This is a genomic window from Streptomyces sp. BL1, assembly GCF_057628045.1.
In genome coordinates, this window is sequence record NZ_JBXYWZ010000002.1 from 4,131,194 (window position 1) to 4,149,082 (window position 17,889).

The window sequence follows — 17,889 nt, forward strand, 5'->3', positions numbered from 1 at the left end:
CGATCCTAACGCTTCCTTAACTTCACAAATTTGTGAAGTGCGCGTAGCTTCGCAAGCATGACGACAGCAAGCACTGCCATCTCCGTCTCGGGGCTGGTGAAGACCTTCGGACGCACCCGCGCGCTGGACGGTCTCGACCTGGAGGTCGCGACCGGCGAGGTGCACGGCTTCCTGGGGCCCAACGGAGCCGGCAAGTCCACCACCGTCCGGGTGCTGCTCGGACTGCTGCGCGCCGACTCCGGCGACAGCCGGCTGCTGGGCTGCGACCCCTGGCACGACGCCGTGGCGCTGCACCGGCGGCTCGCCTACGTGCCCGGCGACGTCGAGCTGTGGCCGAGCCTCACCGGCGGCGAGGCCATCGACCTGCTCGCCCGGCTGCGCGGCGGCATCAACCCGGCCCGGCGCGCGGAACTCGTCGAGCGGTTCGACCTGGACCCCACCAAGAAGGGCCGGACCTACTCCAAGGGCAACCGGCAGAAGGTCGCCATCGTCGCGGCGCTCGCCTCGGACGCCGAACTGCTGCTGCTCGACGAGCCGACCGCCGGGCTCGACCCGCTGATGGAGGTCGTCTTCCAGGACGTCATCCAGCAGGCGAAGGCGGCGGGGAAGACCGTCCTGCTCTCCAGCCACATCCTGGCGCAGGTCGAGAAGCTGGCCGACCGGGTCAGCATCATCAGGCTCGGGAAGAACGTGCAGTCCGGAACGCTGAGCGAGATGCGGCACCTGACGCGCACGACCGTCGAGGCCGAGACCGAACGCCCCGCCGCCGGGCTCGACTCGCTGCCCGGCGTGCACGACGTACGGACCGACGGCACGCGCGTGCACTTCGCGGTGGACGGCGAGCATCTGGACGCCGCCGTACGGCAGTTGAGCGGACTCGGCGTCCGCAGCCTCGTCAGCCACCCGCCCACGCTCGAAGAGCTGATGCTGCGGCACTACGGCGACGAGCTCGCCGCCAACGGCCACGGCTCACGAGAGGACGCGGCGTGATGTCCACCGCCACCCGGACCCCCGAGCGGGCCGCCGCGCCCGCGGACCGCGGGCCGCGCGGCGGAGGGGCGCTGGCCGGTACGGGCACCCTGATCCGCTTCGGGCTGCGGCGCGACCGGGTACGGACGCCCGTGTGGCTGTTCGCGCTCGTCGCCGGCACCCTCTCCACCGCCAACAGCACCGCGCAGCTCTACCCGGACGCCGCCGACCGCGCCTCCATGGCGCGGACCATCGACAGCCCCGCCGGGCTGGCGATGACCGGCCCCGCGCACTTCCTCACCGACTACAACTACGGCGCGATGCTCTCCCACCGCATGATCGGCTTCATGGCCGTACTGGTCGGGCTGATGAGCGTGCAGATCGTCGTGCGGCACACCCGCGCCGAGGAGGAGGCGAACCGGGCCGAGCTGGTGCGCTCCGCCGTCGTCGGTCGGCACGCCACCCTGGCGTCCGGACTCGCGCTGGCGGCCCTCGCGAACGTGGCGCTCGGACTGCTGCTCGCCCTCGGCCTCGGCGGGCTCGGCCTGGACGGCGTCACCTGGGCGGGATCGCTGGTGTACGGGGCCGCGCACACCGCGACGGGCCTCGCCTTCGCGGGCGTCGCGGCCGTCACCGTACAGATCACCGGGCATGCCCGGGCCGCCTCGGGGATGGCGCTGACCGTGATCGGCGTCGCGTACGTACTGCGCGCCGCGGGCGACGTCGGCTCGGAGGCGCTGTCCTGGATCTCGCCCATCGGCTGGGCGCAGCGCAGCTATCCGTACGTCGACAATCACTGGTGGCCGCTGCTGCTGTCGCTGGCGCTGGCCGCGCTGACCACAGCCGCCGGATTCGTGCTGAGCACCCGCCGCGACGTGGGCGCGGGCCTGCGGCCGCAGAAGCAGGGCGCGGCCGCCGCCTCGGCCGCGCTGGTCCGGCCGCTGGGCTTCGCCCTGCGGCTGCAGCGCGGGCTGCTGATCGGCTTCGGCTCGGCCGTGTTCGTGCTCGGCGGGATGTACGGCTCGATCCTCGGCGACGTCAAGGACATGATCGCGAACGTCGACGCGGTGCAGAAGGCCCTTGCCAGGACGGGCGGTTCGGTCGAGGAGTCCTTCGCCTCCGTCGTGATGATCGTGATCGCCGTGCTCGCCGCCGTGTACGTCGTCATCGCGGCGCTCCGGCTGCGTGCCGAGGAGACCGCGGGACGCGCCGAACCCCTGCTCGCCACCGGCCTGTCCCGTACCCGCTGGGTGGTCAGCCACGTGCTGGTCGCGGCGGTGGGCGGCACGGTGTTGCTGGCGCTGGCCGGCCTCGGCTTCGGTCTGACGGGCGCGGCCTCGGCGGGCGACGCCGGGCTGATCGGCTCGCTGCTCGGCGCGGCGGTGGCGTACGCGCCGGCGGTGTGGGTCACCGCCGGGGTGGCCGTGCTGCTGTTCGGCTGGCTGCCGCGGGCCGCCGCGTTCGCGTGGGCGGTGCCCGTGTACGCCTTCGTGGTCGGCTACTTGGGGAAGATGCTGCAGTTCCCCGGCTGGACCGACAACCTCTCCCCGTTCGGGCACGTACCGCAACTGCCCTCGCAGGACCTGGAGTGGCTGCCGCTGTGCGCGCTCACGGCCGTGGCGCTGCTGCTGACCGCCGCGGGTCTCGCCGGCTTCCGCCGCCGCGACCTCGACCTCAAGTAGGCCCGGGCGACGGGCCGTTGCCCCGCGGCGGCGGCCCGCCGTGGAGCGGTCAGTGGCCCGCCGCGGTGATCCGCCGCTGCTGGCGCGCGGACAGCCGGGCGACCAGCAGCAGGGCCGCGACCGTGGCGGGGATGCCGACCGCGTCCATCAGGAGGGCCCGGCCCAGATCGGACCGCGCGCCCTGCACGGTGTGGTCCTCGTACCAGTTGGTCCAGAACGCGACGAAGCCGACGTTGAAGAAGACGAGCCACAGCGTCCACCACGTGTTCAGCAGTACGCGGTGCACATGCGGCCGTTCGCTGCTGTGCAGCCACCGCTCGCCCTCCGGCGACGTGGCGGTCCAGATGTCGTTGGCGATCATCTTGGGCACGAAGAAGGCGAGCACCGGGATGAACCACGCGTAGAGCGCCATCCCCGGGCTCTGCCGGATGCGGCCGGGCACGAAGGCCTCCGCGTTGAGCCGTACCCGCCAGAACCACGCCAGCCACAGCGCCACCACGGACAGGAACAGCGGCCAGCCCAGGAAGCGCAGGGTCCGGGAGCCGGTCTGCCAGCCCCCGACCTCCGACGCGGCCCACGAATCGCCGGAGACCCCGCCGACCGTGACGTACGCGCCGATATCCACGATCAGATGGACGAGCAGCCACACCAGCATCCCGCCCAGCACCCACATCAGCGGCTGCGCCAACTTGCGGGCGGTACGGGCCGGTTCCGGCTGCCGGGCCTGCGTCGGCGGCTGCGGAGTGCCGTAACCGGGCGGGGGCGTGCCTCCGTAACCCGGTGGCGGTGTGCCTCCGTAACCGGGCGGCGGGGTGCCCCCGTACGCCGGCTGCGGGGAGCCGGCGAAAGCGGCCGGCTGCCACGGGCCGCCCTGCTGCGGTACGGGAGCCGCCGGACCGTACGGACCGGCCGGCGCGCCGAAAGCGGGCGGGGGCGTCGAGGGGGCGCCGGCCGCGGGCCCCGGCGCCGGGCCGAACCCGCCGCCGCTGCCCGGCTGTTCGTGGTGCGGGTCCTCGCTGTCCAGCAACTGCACGGCGTGCCGGCCCAGTTCGGCCAGCACCTCGCCGGGCAGCCACGCGCTGCTGTCCAGCGTGCCCTTCGTCAGCGAGGCGCTGCCGTACGGCAGTACGGCGGCCAGCTCGTCCAGCGTCGGCCGCTGCTCGGGGGACTTCTCGAGGCAGCCGGCCAGCAGACCGCCCAAGTCCGGGTCGATACCGCTGAGATCGGGGTGTTCCTCGGCGATCCGGAACAGCAGTGCGTGGATGCCGCTGTCGACCGTGCCGAAGGGCATCCGGCCGGTCGCCGCGTACGCCAGCACGGCGCCGAGGCAGAACACGTCGCTCGCCGGGGTCACCGGCAGCCCCCGCACCTGCTCGGGCGACATGAAGCCCGGCGAGCCCACCAGGGCGCCGGTGTGGGTCAGCCCGCCGGCCGACTGGACGGCCGTGTCGAGGGCGCGGGCGATGCCGAAGTCGATGACGCGCGGCCCGTCGATGGTGATGAGCACGTTGGACGGCTTGAGGTCGCGGTGTACGAGCCCCGCGCCGTGCACCGCGTGCAGCGCCTGGACGAGGCCGGCGGCGAGGGCGGTGACGGAAGAGCGCGGCAGCGGCCCGTACTGCCGGTCCACCACCTCCGAGAGCGAGGGCCCGGCGACGTAACCGGTGGCCACCCACGGGTTCGCGGCCTCGGTGTCGGCGTCCAGCACGGGGGCCGTCCACTCCCCGCCGACCCGCCGGGCCGCGTTGATCTCCAGGGAGAACCGCTTGCGGAAGTCCGGCTGTTGCGCCAGCTCCGCGTGGACGGTCTTCACGGCGACGGTGCGGCCGCGTTCCGAACGGGCGAGGTAGACCCGGCCCATGCCCCCCTCGCCGAGCCGGCCCAGCAGCCGGTATCCGCCGATCCAGCGCGGGTCCTCGCCCTTCAGCGGCTCCACGTGCGCATCTCCCCCGTATCCCTGCCGTCGGCGCGGTGGCCTGTTGCCGGCCGTCCCGGCGCACTCGGCTGTCCCGGTGCCATGGCCGTTGCCCCCGAGGATAGGGGTGCCGAACCGTACTGATGTGCCGGGGGAGGAAACGGATGTCCGAGGGGCGCCCGTCGCGGTCCGCCGCGAGCGTTAACGGCCGGGGGAGGTCGCTTTAACCCGCGGCTCCCTACCGTCCCCGGCATGGAATCGATCGGACAGCTCCTCGCACACCTCGTGCTCGACCTGGCCGCGGTGTCGGTGCTCACCTTCGGCATCTACTACCCGCGGCACCGGCGCCGGGACCTGGTGCCCGCCTATCTCGCGCTGAACGTCGCGCTGTTCGCCGTCGTCTCCGCGCTGGCCCAGGCCGGCGGGAACGGCGGGCTCGCCCTGGGCTTCGGGCTCTTCGGCGTGCTGTCGATGATCCGGCTGCGGTCGGAGTCCATCCAGAACGAGGAGGTCGCCTACTACTTCACGACCCTCGTACTGGGCCTGCTGTCCGGTCTGCCGCACCTGCCGCTGTGGCTGTCCGCCACGCTGTGCCTGCTGCCGCTGGCCGTCGTGTACGGCGCGGACCACCCACGGCTGTTCGCCCGGACGAACCGCGCCGTCGTCACCTTCGACGCGGCTGTCACGGAACCCCCCTCCGTGGACGCCTATGTGCGCAAGCATCTGGGGGAACCCCTGTCCTGGAGAGTCCAGGAAGTCGACTACGTACGCGACCTCGTCGTCGTCGATGTCCGCTACCGCACCCAGGAGGCAGCCGTATGACCGCCCCCGCCCTGCGCGCCATCGGCCGCGCCGCGCTCGCCGCCCACCCCGTCGCCCTCGCCGACGTCCTCGAACGGGCGCAGCTGCTGGCCCGCTTCGACCGCGCGTACCTGGTGCCAGCGCGCACCTTCCTGGACTTCGCCGCGAAGCTCACCGACCCGCACCGCGGCGAACCGTTCCGGGCGCTGTCCATCGACGGGAAGCGCTGGTTCCGCTACCACTCGGTCTACTACGACACGGCCGGGCTGCGCGCGTACCACGACCACCGGCAGGAGCGCCGGCACCGGTTCAAGATCCGTGAGCGGCTCTACGAGGACTCCGGGGAGCGGCAGTTCGAGCTGAAGCTGAAGAGCGGCCGGGGCGAGACCGTGAAGTTCCGGCAGCCGCTGGAGGGCGACGCGCTCGGCGAGCGCCCGCGCCGCTTCCTCGCCGACACCCTTCGGCGGGAGTACGGCATCGAGGCGCCCACCGGGCTGCGGCCCTCCCTCGTCACGGACTACCAGCGGGTGACGCTCGTCGCCGACGGACAGCGCGTCACCTGCGACGCCGGCCTGGTGTGCCGGGACGGTGAGACGGGCGCGGCGGTGCACGGAGCCGGCGACCTCGTCCTCGTCGAGACCAAGTCGACGGGGCATCTGACCGAGGCGGACCGGCTGCTGCACGAAGCGGGCATCCGGCCCGCGGAGTTCACCAAGTACGCGGCGCTGGCCGGGCTCCGCCCGGGCCTCCCCGGCAACCGCTGGCGCCGGGGCCTGCGCGCCGCCTTCCCCGCGCTGCCCGCCACGGTCGCCGCGGGCTGACCGGCCCGGACGGCTGAACGGCCCCGCGTACGGGGTCCGGCCGCCGTACGCAGCCGACCTGTTGTACGTACGGCCCGGCCCGTCACCGCGACGCGCGGTGGCGGGCCTCCTGCGGTGTGCCCTCCCGGCGGAACGCCCAGCTCATGTGCGGCTCCACGGCGTACCGGAACACCCGGCGCACCGGCTCCGTACAGAGCAGGGTGACGACCGTCGCGGCGAGCACCGTCACCAGGACGGCGCCCCACGGCGTGTGCACCCAGGAAGCGCCGTACCAGCCCAGGGCACCGGCCCCCTTGATGAAGAACCCGTGCAGCAGGAAGCCGTACAGGGTGCCCGCGCCGAGGCCCGTGAACCACATCCGGCGGCGCGGCACCAGGGCCAGGAAGCAGGCCGTCAGCACCATCGAGCAGCCGAACATGGCGAACGTCATCACGATCCCGTCCCACCAGGGAGCGCCCAGCTCCTGTGCGCTGTCGCGGTGGTAGAACCAGGTCTCGTTCATGTGCCGCGACGCCCAGAACGCGAAGGCCAGCGCCGCCGCGGCCACCGGCGCGGCGAGCCGCCGCACGGTGCGCAGGCGCAGCCACTCGAAGTGCTCGGGGCGCAGGAACAGCCCTGTCACGAAGAACGGCAGGAACTGGAGCACCCGTTGGAGGTCGAGGTCGTCGCCGATCTCGGGCGAGACGGTCGCGAGCGCGGCGACCGCCAGCGAGAGGCCGATGGGCCAGCGGACCGTCTTCCACAGGGGAGTTGTCAGCCGCCAGACGAACAGCGCCACCAGGAACCAGGTCAGCCACCACGGGTCGAGCAGCGCGATCGGCTGCCCGGGATCGTCGCCCGTGATCCGTTCGAAGCCCGTGTAGGCGAGCTTGAACAGCACGTACGGGACGGCCACCCCGGTGACCAGGCGCCGCAGCTGACGGGGCGTCGCCTCGAAGCTCCGCGAGAAGTAGCCGGAGACGACGATGAACGCCGGCATGTGGAAGGCGTAGACGAAGAGATAGAGCGCGAGGACGGTGTGCGAGCCGTCCCGGATCGGCTCCCAGGAGTGGCCGATGGCCACCAGGACGATCGCCAGATACTTCGCGTTGTCGAACAGCGGATCGCGCTGCTTCACAGGCCGGGCCTGACCCTTGGCGCCCTCGGCCTGCTGCTCTCCAGTCGCCTGCTGCCCGCTGCTCCGGCGCTCCGGGTCCGCGTCTGTCACGGCGGTCCCGGCCCGTGACTCCGGCGGCGGGCTGAGGGACGCGGTGCGGTACGGCTCCGTCGACATCGGCTTCACTGTAGTTGCCTGCAGGCGCCAATCAGTTGCTCCGAAGGGGGCCAGGAGGCTGAACTCACACGGTTCTCATGCGTTTCTCATTCGGCGTGCGCTCCGGAGGAAGCCGCAGGTCCGGAAGGGGCGGCCAGGGAAGGGCCGGCGGCGGAGGACGCCGCGCCGAAGGCGCAGTGCACCCGCGCGCCCGTCCCGGACGCGCCGGGCCCGAACGTCACCTCGCCGCCGGACGACTCCGCCGTACGCCGCGCGATGTCCAGCCCCAGCCCCGTGGAGCCCGCGCCGCTCGTGCCGCGCCCGGTGACGCCCCCGTCGGGGAAGCCCGGACCGTCGTCGGCGACCGTGAGGGAGCCCTCCGGGGTGACGGTGACCCACAGCCCCGTGCCGTCCGGGGTGTGGTCCAGCACATTGCCGATCAGCGCGTCCAGCACCGCGCACAGATCCTCCTCCGAGACCCGCACCGGGACGGCGGACGCCGGTACGTCCACCGTCATCGCGCGCCCCTGGTCCTCCGCCAACGGGGCCCAGAAGTCCGTGCGTTCACGGGCCACGGCCGCCAGGTCGCCGCGCTCGCTGCCCGGTTCGGCGCCGGCCCGGCGCGCCGTACGGATCACGTCGTCCACGCCGCGCTCCAGCGCCGCGACGCTCGCGCCGATCCGGGCCGCCTCCTCCGCGTCCCGCAGGCCCTCCGCGTCCAGCCGCAGCGCGGCGACCGGCGTCCGCAGCCGGTGCGCGACATCGGCGGCGCGTTCCCTCTCGGCCGCGACGAGTACGCCGATGCGCTCGCCCAGTTCGTTCAACCGGCCCGCGACGCGCTGCAGTTCGGGCGGACCCGACGGCTCGGCGCGGGCCTCCAGATCGCCGCCGGCAAGCCGGTTGGCGACCCCCGCGAGCCGGCGCGTGGCCCGTACGAGGCGGGCCGCGAGCCGGTCGGCGAAGGCCAGCCCGAGCAGCATCAGCGCCACGCCCAGCCCCGCGACGGCCAGCCAGGACGGCAGCACGCCGGCCCTCAACTGCTGTTCGCTGACCGACACCTGGACCACCGCGGCCCCGTCGCCCTTGCTGCCCTTCCCGCCCGGCTGCGCCGCCGTGCCGGACTGTGCCGCTGTGCCGGACTGTGCCGAGGGGCCGGTCTGTCCGCCCAGCACCGGCACCAGCACCACGCGACCGCCCGCCTTCGGCGCGTACGTGAAGGCCCGGCCCTGCTGCGCCAGCTTCTGCGCGTCCGCGCTCACGCCCCGCGCCTGCTGCCCCAGCCGTGTGCCGTCCGGCAGCACCACCGAAGTACGGGGCTGGCTCTCGCCGTTGAGCCCGTCCAGTACGCCCCGCACCACTTCGGGGCCGTCCTTGCCGCCGAGGGACCCGCCGACGACGGCCGCGACGGACTGCGCGCGTTCCGTCGCGTCCGTCATGGCCCGGTCCTCGGCGTGGCTGCGGGCCAGCAGCCCCAGCGGGATCAGCAGCACCATGAGCACCACGGCCGTGGTCGCCCCGGTCAGCACCAGCAGCCGCTTACGCATCGCCGGCCCCGCTGCCGCCCTGCCTGCCGCTGTCCGGCCCGCCGCCGTTCTGCTCGCCGTCGTCCTGTTCGTCGTCCGGCGCGGCCAGCTTCACGCCGACCGTCCGTACGGTGTGCAGATAGCGCGGCCGCTGCGCCGTCTCGCCCAACTTCCTGCGCAGCCACGACAGATGGACGTCCACCGTCTTGTCCGCGCCGCCCAGCGGCTGCTGCCACACCTCGGCCAGCAGCTCGCGCCGCGAGACGACCTGCCCCTTGCGGCGGGCCAGAAAGCACAGCAGGTCGAACTCGCGCGGCGTCAGCTCCAGCGGCTCGCCGTCCAGCGTCACCTCGCGGGCCGACGGCGCGACCGTCAGCCCGCCCACCCGTACCGGCGCCTCCGGCTCCTCCGCCGCGCCGCCCTTGCCGAGCCGCCGCAGCACGGCCTTCACCCGGGCGTCCAACTGCCCGGCGCCGAACGGCTTCACGATGTAGTCGTCGGCGCCCTCGCCCAGCACCGAGACCATCTCGCCCTCCTCGTCCCGCGCCGTCGCCACGATCACCGGTACGTCGCTGACGGCGCGCAGCATGCGCAGCACCCGCGCCCCGTCCACATCGGGCAGCCCGAGGTCGAGCACGACGAGGTCCGGGCGGTGGGTGACGGCGGCGTCCAGACCGTCCATGCCCGTCGCGGAGGTGGCCACGGCGTGGCCGCGGTCGCGCAGCGCGCGCACCAGCGCACCGCGCAGCTGGGGATCGTCCTCGACGACGAGAAGGTGGGACATACCTGTCACGTTAGCCATGCCGTCCATGTCCTCGTCACCGGGTGTCCACCTGCTGCCAGGGGTTTTGTACGGCCCTTAACCGGGTGTTAGGGAACGGCCCGGCAGACTGGCGGCATGGCAGAGGGAGCGGAGGACCGGGCGCCGAGTGGTCCGGAGGAGACGTCGCGGCGGCGGCGTCGTACGGCACTGGCGGCGACGGCGTGGGTGTGTTCGGTCGTGGCGGCCGGCGTCCTCGGCGCGTGGTCGTTCGCGCACGCGGAGCCGGGCGGCCGGTACGAGCGGCCCGAGCCGCTCGGCGACGCGGGCGTGCACCGGGAGCTCCAGCAGGAACAGCAGCGCGCGGCCCAGGAGAACGGGCAGAACGGCACCGGCCAGAACCAGGACAAGCCCTCCGAAACCCCGTCGTCCGGGGGCACTTCCCCCTCCGCCCCCGCGGAGAAGCCCACGGGGAAGCCCGCCGGGAAGAGCGCGTCCCCCGCTGTCACGGTCCGCTTCCCCGGCTCCTCCGCCACCGGCTCCGCACGCTGCGACGCCGACGGCCGGGTGCGGGTGCTGAGCGTCATCCCCGCCGAGGGCTACAGCGTCGACGACGTCGACCACGGCCCGGCCCGCGCCGCCGAGGTGGAGCTGGAGCCGGGCGACGACGACGCACACGACGTGAACGCCCTCGTACGCTGCGCCGACGGGAAACCGCGGGTCTCGGCCGTCGCCGACGACGAGGACGACGACTGACCCGGTGCCCCTTCCGCTCCCGGCATTAGGCTTGCGTGGTCCGCCCAGGCACCGGTGCGGACGAGAAGCGAGTGAACTGAGGTATCGACAGTGACCACGCACCCAGCCGGTATCCCCGCCGACCCCGAGGCCGGCAAGGCCGTCAAGGCGAAGGACCGCGCCCACGTCTTCCACTCCTGGTCGGCGCAGGGCCTCATCGACCCGCTGCCCATCGCGGGCGGTGAGGGCTCGTACTTCTGGGACTACGACGGCAACCGCTACCTCGACTTCGCCTCCCAGCTGGTCAACACCAACATCGGCCACCAGCACCCGAAGGTCGTTGCGGGCATCCAGGAGCAGGCCGGGCGCATGTGCACCATGGCGCCGGGCTTCGCCGTCGACGTACGCGCCGAGGCCGCCCGTCTGATCGCGCAGCGCACCCCGGGCGACCTCGACAAGATCTTCTTCACCAACGGCGGCGCCGAGGCCGTCGAGCACGCCGTGCGGATGGCCCGCGTGCACACCGGCCGGAACAAGATCCTGAGCACCTACCGCTCGTACCACGGCGCCACCGGCACCGCCATCAACATCACCGGCGACGCCCGCCGTTGGCCCTCCGACAACGGCACGGCCGGCACCGTGCACTTCTTCGGCCCGCACGCGTACCGCTCGCCGTTCTACTCCGAGTCCGAGGAGCAGGAGACCGAGCGCGCGCTGGCGCACCTCGAGCAGACCATCGCCTCCGAGGGCCCGCAGTCGGTCGCCGCCGTCATCCTGGAGACCGTCGTCGGCACCGCCGGCATCCTCGTGCCGCCGCCCGGCTACCTCCAGGGCGTCCGCGAGATCTGCGACAAGTACGGCGTCGTCTTCATCCTCGACGAGGTCATGGCGGGCTTCGGCCGGACCGGAAAGTGGTTCGCCGCCGACCACTTCGGGGTCGTCCCGGACCTGCTGACCTTCGCCAAGGGCGTCAACTCCGGCTACGTACCGCTGGGCGGCGTCGCCATCTCCGGCGCCATCGCGGAGACCTTCGAGCAGCGCCCGTACCCCGGCGGTCTCACCTACTCCGGGCACCCGCTGGCCTGCGGCTCCGCCGTCACCACGCTGAACGTGATGGAGGAGGAGGGCATCGTCGAGCACGCGGCCCACCTCGGCGAGACGGTGATCGGCCCGGCGCTGCGCGAGCTCGCCGAACGGCACCCCTCCGTCGGCGAGGTGCGCGGCATGGGCGTGTTCTGGGCGCTGGACCTCGTCCGCGACAAGAGCACCCGCGAGCCGCTGGTGCCGTACAACGCGAGCGGCGAGGCCAACAAGCCGATGGCGGACTTCGCCGCGGCCTGCAAGCGCGGCGGCGTGTGGCCGTTCGTCAACATGAACCGCACCCACGTCGTACCGCCGTGCACCATCAGCGAGGCCGAGCTCAAGGAAGGCCTGTCGGTGCTCGACGAGGCGCTGAACGCGGCCGACGCCCACACCGTCGCCGGCAACTGAGCACCCGGACCGACGGAACGCGCCGACGATGATCCAACGCAGCACCCTGCGCGCGCAGATCGCCTCCGCGCTGCGCGACGAGATCCTGGCCGGCCGGCTGCCGACCGGCAGGCACTTCACGGTCAAGGAGATCGCCGAGCAGTTCGGGGTGTCCGCCACGCCCGTACGCGAGGCACTGGTGGACCTGTCCGCGCAGGGGCTGCTGGACGTCGAGCAGCACAAGGGCTTCCGCGTCCACGAGTTCACGATCGACGACTACCGCGCGATGGTCCAGGCACGGCAGCTCGTCTACGACGGCCTGTTCCACCGCACGGAGGACGGCAGGCTGCCGGACCCGGGCCGGCCCGCGGCACCCGGCGCGCCCGCCTCCGTACGCCGCCGCGCCGACGCCGCACGCCGTGCGGCGCTGTCCGGCGACGTGGACGTGCTGATCGGCTACGACCTGCGCTACTGGCGGGAGTTGAGCGGCCTGCTCGGCAACCCGTACGTCTGCGACTTCCTCGACCGGCTGCGCGTGCAGTGCTGGGTCTACACGGTGCCGTGGCTGCGCACCCGGGAACGGCTCGCGGGACGGCTGTGGAGCGGACACCGCGAACTGGCCGACGCCGTCGAGGAACGCGACGCCGACGCGGCCCGGCGGCTCATCGAGGGCTACAACCGGCATGCCCTCAACCTGGTGGAAGACCCCGGCGAACGGGCAGACTCCCAGCCGTGACCGGCAGTGCGCGCGGCCCTGTATGCGTACCGTGAACGCGCCACTACGCTGGCCCGTCCGACCGTTACCCGAGGAGGGAGCTCCCTCTTGGCATGTGATCTCTGGCTGGTTCCCCTCGTCGACGTGCTGTGCCACAGCCCCGACAACCCCTTCGCCGAGGAGATCGCTGCGTACGACAAGGCCCTGAGCGAAGCGGGCCTGCCGCCGGTCCCCGTCCACCCGTACATGCCGGGCCTGGTGGGCGACGTCGCCCCGGCCGCCGGATTCGACTACGAGGCGCTGCACTTCCTGCGCCGCGCCCATCTGCTCCAGCTGTGCGGCCTGGAGGTCACCCCCGTCGACGAACTGGGCGGGGACTACCAGCAGTTGCTGGAGATGTTCGAGAGCACCGCCCAGCAGTCGCACCTCGTGTGGCACTACGACCACGCCGGCGCCTACGTCCCCCTCGACTTCGCGGCGCCGCTCGCGACGGACGAACTCATGGAGGGCGGCGGCCCGCTCGGCTCCAGCCACGGACTGCTCCGCGAACTCGAAGCGGTGGCACCGGCGTTGGGCATCGAACCGGCCAACCCGCCGTCCGCGCCCGAGCCTCCGGACCGGCCGACGGACCTGGACGAACCCGCCACCGTCCCCGCCGGCTACGGGGAGGGCCCCTTCGGCAGGGAACGGCACGTCTGGCTCGGCCTGCACACCGCAGCCACCCGAAGCCTCGCCCAAGGCTCCATGATCGTCTTCAGCTGACGAGTTGTGGGCAGCTGGTCCGCCCAAGGGGCGGAACGGGTGGGCACAACGGACCGCAGCCCCGGCACCCGCGTAACCCCACGCAGGTGCCGGGTTCTTTCCCGAGAACCCAAAGGCGCAGCCGCTACCGGGCCGGCCCCTCAGGAGGCCGCTGCCGCGGCATACTGGGCCGCGCCCCCGGCGGCATGGTGAAGTGCGGCGTCCCATTGACCCCCGCCGAATGCCCCTCCGCCCCACCGCCACGCGGCCGCCGCGGCGCCTGCTGCAACCGCAACGGCGCGGCCCCGGACCCGAACTCCGCCATCCAGTCCGCCGTTTCGGTCCGTACGATCTCCGACACGTCCTCGGCGAACCGCCGCAGCACCCCGAGACACCGCTCCGCGGCCTCGCTCGCCGTGCCCTCGGTCGGCCCGAGCACCTCCCGGATGCTCTCGGTCGCCCAGTCGTACTGCAGCGTCTCCAGTCTCCGCTGCACCGCCTGCGCGGTGGCCACGTCCCGCATCCAGCCCGCGGTCACCCCGAAGTACCGGTCGCAGCCCATGCACACGGCCGCGCCGAGCAGCGCCACATACCCCCACGGCAGCAGCCCCCCGGCGGGCCCGTGTCCTCCGGGGCCGCCGCCCGCGAGCTCCAGCAGCGGCAGTGCGGCCGCCACCCCCGTGCACACGGCGGTGCCGGTCCGCAGAGCGCGCGCGGCTCTGCGCTTGCCCGTACGGCCGGTGAGGTACCAGTCGACGATCTGCAGCGCCCCCTGCTCGGCCCACTGGTACAGCTCGTCGAGCCGCTCGGCGGGCTCTCCCCAGTCCCCGAGCGGGAACGCCCGGCCCAGCAGATCCCCACTGCCGGTACTGCCTTTCCGTGAGGCGCCCTCGGGCTGCATCTCCGGCTGACTCACCCGCCACTCCCTACAACAGGCCGCACTCCGACCACTCGAAGACCACCACTCGAAGAACACTTCATACCGCCGAAAGTGGGCTCCCAGCGCCGTTTTACCGGGAATTCCGCCCGTAAGTGGTCTCCCGTCAGGTATAGGGCGAACCTCCTTCTCACTCGAAAGAGGCGGTCCGTCCGGAACGCCTCTGCGACCGGCAGCCGGCCGTCCGCATACCGGACCGGTCCGGCCGCGGTGACAGGGCACTGCCCGGGCGTCGGTAGGGTGAAGGCGTGAGGATCCTGGTCATCGGCGGCGGCGCCCGCGAACACGCCCTGTGCCGCTCTCTTTCGCTCGACCCCGAGGTCACCGCGCTGCACTGCGCGCCCGGCAATGCCGGAATCTCCGAGGTCGCGACGCTGCACGCCGTCGACGCTGTCGACGGCGACGCCGTCGCGGAGCTCGCGCTCTCCCTCGAGGTGAGCGCCGATCTCGTCGTCATCGGCCCCGAGGCCCCGCTGGTGGCCGGCGTCTCCGACGCGGTCCGCGCCCGCGGCGTGGCCGTGTTCGGCCCGTCCGCCGAGGCCGCGCGGCTGGAGGGCTCGAAGGCGTTCGCCAAGGACGTGATGGCTTCGGCGGGCGTGCCCACCGCGCGCAGCTACGTGTGCACCACCCCGGCCGAGGCCGACGCGGCGCTGGACGCCTTCGGCCCGCCGTACGTGGTGAAGGACGACGGCCTCGCCGCCGGCAAGGGCGTCGTCGTCACCGACGACCCGGCCGAGGCCCGCGAGCACGCGGTGGCCTGCGGCCGCGTCGTGATCGAGGAGTTCCTCGACGGCCCCGAGGTGTCGCTGTTCGCGGTGACGGACGGCGAGACGGTCGTCCCGCTGCAGCCCGCCCAGGACTTCAAGCGCGCCTACGACGCCGACGAGGGCCCCAACACCGGCGGCATGGGCGCCTACACGCCGCTGCCGTGGGCCGACCCGAAGCTGGTCGACGAGATCGAGCAGACCGTGCTCCGTCCCACCGTCGACGAACTGCGCCGCCGCGGCACCCCGTTCTCCGGGCTGCTGTACGCGGGCCTCGCGCTCACCTCCCGCGGCGTACGGGTCATCGAGTTCAACGCCCGCTTCGGCGACCCGGAGACGCAGGCCGTGCTGGCCCGGCTCAAGACCCCGCTGTCCGGGCTGCTGCACGCGTCCGCGACCGGGCACCTGGCCGCCTTCCCGCCGCTGCGCTGGAGCGACGGCGCGGCCGTCACGGTCGTCGTCGCCGCGCACAACTACCCGGACACGCCCCGCAAGGGCGACCTCGTCGAGGGCCTCGACGAGGTCGCGGAGCAGGACGCCCCGGACGCGTACGTGCTGCACGCCGGCACCACGCGGGACGACGGAGGGCGCGTCGTCAGCGCCGGCGGGCGCGTCCTGTCGGTCACCGCGACCGGTGCGGACCTCGCGGCGGCCCGCGAGCGCGCGTACCGGGCCGTCGGCCGGATCCGGCTGGACGGGGCGCACCACCGCGGCGACATCGCGGCCCGCGCCGCGGAGCAGCAGGCCGGGGCGCGGGACGACAGCCCCGCGTAATCCGAGAAGGCCCTCATAAAGGGCACCTCGCTCACCCCCCTCGTACGCAACACCTCTCCCCAAAGCCATTCCATCGGGTGACCAACTCCCGGTACGGCTGACGTGCGCCGCACCCCCAACTAGGGTTCCGCGCAAGTGCTGTGAGCAGCACGAAGCGTCCGTCGACTGGCCCTGGACGCATTGCGCTGTCAGTGCCCGGTGCCAGAGTGGGGAGAGCCGGAAGACCCGTGATTCCGGGCCGGAAAGCCCGGACATCCGGGAACGCCGTTTGGGGGTGAGGGAGCTCGTGGTTGGCCAGGAGGCAGACGCCGGTTCGGCGCGTGCACACGCGCTGGCCGTGCTGCGCATCCGCGGCACGGCGCTGGGGGCGGCGCTGCTGCCCGCGGCGGTCGCGGTGGTCCTCGCCGCCGCTGCCGGCACCGGACGGATGGGCCCGGGCTGGGACGGACTGCGCTGGACGGTGACGGCGCTGGCCGTGCTCGTGCTGGTGCCCGCGCTGTGCGTGGCCGCGGTCGTCATGCGGGCCAGGCCCGCGGTCTCGCCCACCGTCGGGGTCGAGGAGCGCGAGGCCCCCGATCTCTACAACCTCGTGCGGGACCTGGCCGACCGGCTCGATGTGCCCGCCCCCTCCGCGATCGCCCTCACCCCGGACTGCGACAGCTGGCTGGAGGACCGCGCCCACCCCGCGCAGCGCGCCGGCGGCAGGGCCCGGCGGATGTCGCAGCGCCCCGGCGGAGAGGCGGGCTCCCCGTCGCGTACGGCCCCCGTGCTGGTGATCGGCTCGCCCTTCCTGTGGTGGATGCGCATCGCCGAACTCCGGGCGCTGCTCGCCCCGGTGGTGGCCGGCACCGGCCCCTCGGCCCACCCGGACATAGCCGCGGCCCGCCGCTTCATCCGCGGGCTGGACGCGGCCGTCGCCGTCGCCGACCGCGCTGCGCCGCCGCTGCGCCCGCTGCTCGGCCCCGTCGGGTGGATCACCCGGCGGATGCTGCGCGCCGCGGGCCCGCACGCGGCGGAGATGGAGCGGGGCGTCGCGGCCGCCGCCTCGGCCCGCGCCCACGGTGTCGACCACGGCCTGCGCGTCGTCGCCCAGGAGCAGGTCGGTCTGGCCTACGCCGGCTGGGACCGGCTGCTCACCCGGGTCGCGCTGCCCGCCTGGCGCATCGGCCGCTGGCCCTCCCGGCTGGACGCCGGAGTGGTCTCCGCGCTGACCGAGCTGTCCCGCCGCGACCGGCTGGCCGAGGGCTTCACCTCCCGGCTCGGCGAGCGCCCCGCCTGCGACCTGCTCGAGGAGCCCGGCACCGTCGACGGCGCGGTGTCGCTGCTCGCCGCCCGGGTGTGCCTCGGCACCGACGACTTCGGGCCCGACTGGTCGCCGGTCGGCTGGGACGAGTATCCCGAGGAAGTCGTCGACCGCATCTGGCGGATGGAGGCCTCCCGGCTGTTCGCGGCCCTCGACGCGACGGAGGAGCGCCACCAGCACGGCGGCGCGGCCATCGGCCCGGGAGGCGGCCCGGGAGAGTCCGCCGCCCCCTGCGACACCGACGACGGCCTGTGCGGGCCGACCCTGGCCCGGATCATGGACCGGCTCGCCGACGGCGGCGGGCAGCACGCCGACACCCTGGCGGCCCGGATCAGCAGGGCCGCGGCCCGTGAGGACGCCGGCGGCCCGGTGCCCTCGGCCCCCGGCGCCCCGGCCATCGGTCCGTACATACCGGGCGCAGCGGACAATGCCGCGGCTCCCATGGGGCTGCCTCTCCAACCGCCCCGCACCGGGCGGGAGTTGATGGCCGATCACATCACGGCCGCCGTCTGCTGCGCCGCCGTCGACACGGCGGGCGCAGCCCCCGGGCTCGACTGGCTCGACGGCCCGGCGCTCCTTCTCGACGGGGCGCGCAAGGCAGACCTGACGCGCCCCGTGCTCGATCTGGTCGAGGACGGCGACGCTCAGCCCCTGCGGGACTGGCTCTCGCAGGTCGGAGTGCGTCCCGACAAGCCCGTACGCCTCGTCTGAGCCTTTCGGAGCCCCG

The 17,889-nt window shown here is 73.5% G+C and carries 15 protein-coding genes; 10 read left to right on the forward strand and 5 right to left on the reverse strand.

What is annotated here, in order from left to right; translation table 11 throughout:
• Positions 1–57: 57 nt before the first annotated feature.
• Positions 58–990 (forward strand): ABC transporter ATP-binding protein, encoded by a 933-nt coding sequence (locus AC3AGO_RS18245; RefSeq protein ID WP_487821279.1) that lies wholly within the window; start codon positions 58–60, stop codon positions 988–990.
• Entirely contained in the window at positions 990–2,651 is a 1,662-nt protein-coding gene (locus AC3AGO_RS18250) for an ABC transporter permease (protein ID WP_487821280.1), read from the forward strand. The genes AC3AGO_RS18245 and AC3AGO_RS18250 overlap by 1 nt, the downstream gene beginning before the upstream one ends.
• A gap of 49 nt (positions 2,652–2,700) precedes the next feature.
• On the opposite strand, the gene AC3AGO_RS18255 is transcribed toward AC3AGO_RS18250, so the two are convergent.
• Positions 2,701–4,587 carry a protein kinase domain-containing protein gene (locus AC3AGO_RS18255; RefSeq protein WP_487821281.1) on the reverse strand — a complete coding sequence of 629 codons (1,887 nt, stop codon included), beginning with the start codon at positions 4,585–4,587 and terminating at the stop codon, positions 2,701–2,703.
• A 231-nt stretch (positions 4,588–4,818) separates the two neighbouring features.
• On the opposite strand from AC3AGO_RS18255, the gene AC3AGO_RS18260 reads away from it, so the two are divergent.
• Both AC3AGO_RS18260 and AC3AGO_RS18265 read left to right on the forward strand, forming a co-directional pair.
• Complete coding sequence (locus AC3AGO_RS18260; RefSeq protein WP_487821282.1) at positions 4,819–5,388, forward strand: DUF4956 domain-containing protein; 570 nt, start codon at positions 4,819–4,821, stop codon at positions 5,386–5,388.
• Positions 5,385–6,188 carry a polyphosphate polymerase domain-containing protein gene (locus AC3AGO_RS18265; RefSeq protein WP_487821283.1) on the forward strand — a complete coding sequence of 268 codons (804 nt, stop codon included), beginning with the start codon at positions 5,385–5,387 and terminating at the stop codon, positions 6,186–6,188. The genes AC3AGO_RS18260 and AC3AGO_RS18265 overlap by 4 nt, the downstream gene beginning before the upstream one ends.
• Positions 6,189–6,270: 82 nt before the next feature.
• Here the strand turns inward: AC3AGO_RS18265 and AC3AGO_RS18270 are convergent, their stop codons facing one another.
• The 3 genes from AC3AGO_RS18270 to AC3AGO_RS18280 form a co-directional block, all read right to left on the reverse strand.
• Entirely contained in the window at positions 6,271–7,461 is a 1,191-nt protein-coding gene (locus AC3AGO_RS18270) for an acyltransferase family protein (protein ID WP_487821284.1), read from the reverse strand.
• Between the two features lie 86 nt (positions 7,462–7,547).
• Positions 7,548–8,984, reverse strand: coding sequence for a sensor histidine kinase (locus tag AC3AGO_RS18275; protein ID WP_487821285.1), 1,437 nt, complete (start codon positions 8,982–8,984; stop codon positions 7,548–7,550).
• The gene (locus tag AC3AGO_RS18280; RefSeq protein WP_487821286.1) at positions 8,977–9,747 is read right to left on the reverse strand and encodes a response regulator transcription factor; all 771 of its coding nucleotides are present in this window, start codon (positions 9,745–9,747) and stop codon (positions 8,977–8,979) included. Before AC3AGO_RS18280 ends, AC3AGO_RS18275 begins: the two co-directional genes overlap by 8 nt.
• Before the next feature lie 114 nt (positions 9,748–9,861).
• Here AC3AGO_RS18280 and AC3AGO_RS18285 point away from each other — a divergent pair, with 114 nt between their 5' ends.
• From AC3AGO_RS18285 to AC3AGO_RS18300, 4 genes are all read left to right on the forward strand, one after another.
• Complete coding sequence (locus AC3AGO_RS18285) at positions 9,862–10,479, forward strand: hypothetical protein (RefSeq protein WP_487821287.1); 618 nt, start codon at positions 9,862–9,864, stop codon at positions 10,477–10,479.
• A 90-nt stretch (positions 10,480–10,569) separates the two neighbouring features.
• Positions 10,570–11,949, forward strand: coding sequence for an aminotransferase class III-fold pyridoxal phosphate-dependent enzyme (locus AC3AGO_RS18290; protein WP_487821288.1), 1,380 nt, complete (start codon positions 10,570–10,572; stop codon positions 11,947–11,949).
• A 28-nt stretch (positions 11,950–11,977) separates the two neighbouring features.
• The gene (locus tag AC3AGO_RS18295) at positions 11,978–12,664 is read left to right on the forward strand and encodes a GntR family transcriptional regulator (RefSeq protein WP_487821289.1); all 687 of its coding nucleotides are present in this window, start codon (positions 11,978–11,980) and stop codon (positions 12,662–12,664) included.
• An 87-nt stretch (positions 12,665–12,751) separates the two neighbouring features.
• A complete protein-coding gene (locus tag AC3AGO_RS18300) occupies positions 12,752–13,405 on the forward strand; it encodes a hypothetical protein (RefSeq protein ID WP_487821290.1) in 654 nt (217 codons plus the stop codon).
• A 124-nt stretch (positions 13,406–13,529) separates the two neighbouring features.
• Here the strand turns inward: AC3AGO_RS18300 and AC3AGO_RS18305 are convergent, their stop codons facing one another.
• Positions 13,530–14,300 (reverse strand): SLATT domain-containing protein, encoded by a 771-nt coding sequence (locus AC3AGO_RS18305; protein ID WP_487821291.1) that lies wholly within the window; start codon positions 14,298–14,300, stop codon positions 13,530–13,532.
• 269 nt (positions 14,301–14,569) lie between these two features.
• On the opposite strand from AC3AGO_RS18305, the gene purD reads away from it, so the two are divergent.
• The gene (gene purD, locus AC3AGO_RS18310; protein ID WP_487821292.1) at positions 14,570–15,859 is read left to right on the forward strand and encodes a phosphoribosylamine--glycine ligase; all 1,290 of its coding nucleotides are present in this window, start codon (positions 14,570–14,572) and stop codon (positions 15,857–15,859) included.
• Between the two features lie 286 nt (positions 15,860–16,145).
• Positions 16,146–17,873: a hypothetical protein gene (locus AC3AGO_RS18315; RefSeq protein ID WP_487821293.1), complete on the forward strand. Its 1,728-nt coding sequence runs from the start codon at positions 16,146–16,148 to the stop codon at positions 17,871–17,873.
• The last annotated feature ends 16 nt before the right edge of the window (positions 17,874–17,889 follow it).

What these genes read in the sequence shown, in the direction of transcription:
- AC3AGO_RS18245 (WP_487821279.1), top strand. Translation starts at nt 58, where the DNA reads ATGACGACAGCAAGCACTGCCATCTCCGTCTCGGGGCTGGTGAAGACC.
- AC3AGO_RS18250 (WP_487821280.1), top strand. Translation starts at nt 990, where the DNA reads ATGTCCACCGCCACCCGGACCCCCGAGCGGGCCGCCGCGCCCGCGGAC.
- AC3AGO_RS18260 (WP_487821282.1), top strand. Translation starts at nt 4,819, where the DNA reads ATGGAATCGATCGGACAGCTCCTCGCACACCTCGTGCTCGACCTGGCC.
- AC3AGO_RS18265 (WP_487821283.1), top strand. Translation starts at nt 5,385, where the DNA reads ATGACCGCCCCCGCCCTGCGCGCCATCGGCCGCGCCGCGCTCGCCGCC.
- AC3AGO_RS18270 (WP_487821284.1), bottom strand. Translation starts at nt 7,461, where the DNA reads ATGTCGACGGAGCCGTACCGCACCGCGTCCCTCAGCCCGCCGCCGGAG.
- AC3AGO_RS18275 (WP_487821285.1), bottom strand. Translation starts at nt 8,984, where the DNA reads ATGCGTAAGCGGCTGCTGGTGCTGACCGGGGCGACCACGGCCGTGGTG.
- AC3AGO_RS18280 (WP_487821286.1), bottom strand. Translation starts at nt 9,747, where the DNA reads ATGTCCCACCTTCTCGTCGTCGAGGACGATCCCCAGCTGCGCGGTGCG.
- AC3AGO_RS18285 (WP_487821287.1), top strand. Translation starts at nt 9,862, where the DNA reads ATGGCAGAGGGAGCGGAGGACCGGGCGCCGAGTGGTCCGGAGGAGACG.
- AC3AGO_RS18295 (WP_487821289.1), top strand. Translation starts at nt 11,978, where the DNA reads ATGATCCAACGCAGCACCCTGCGCGCGCAGATCGCCTCCGCGCTGCGC.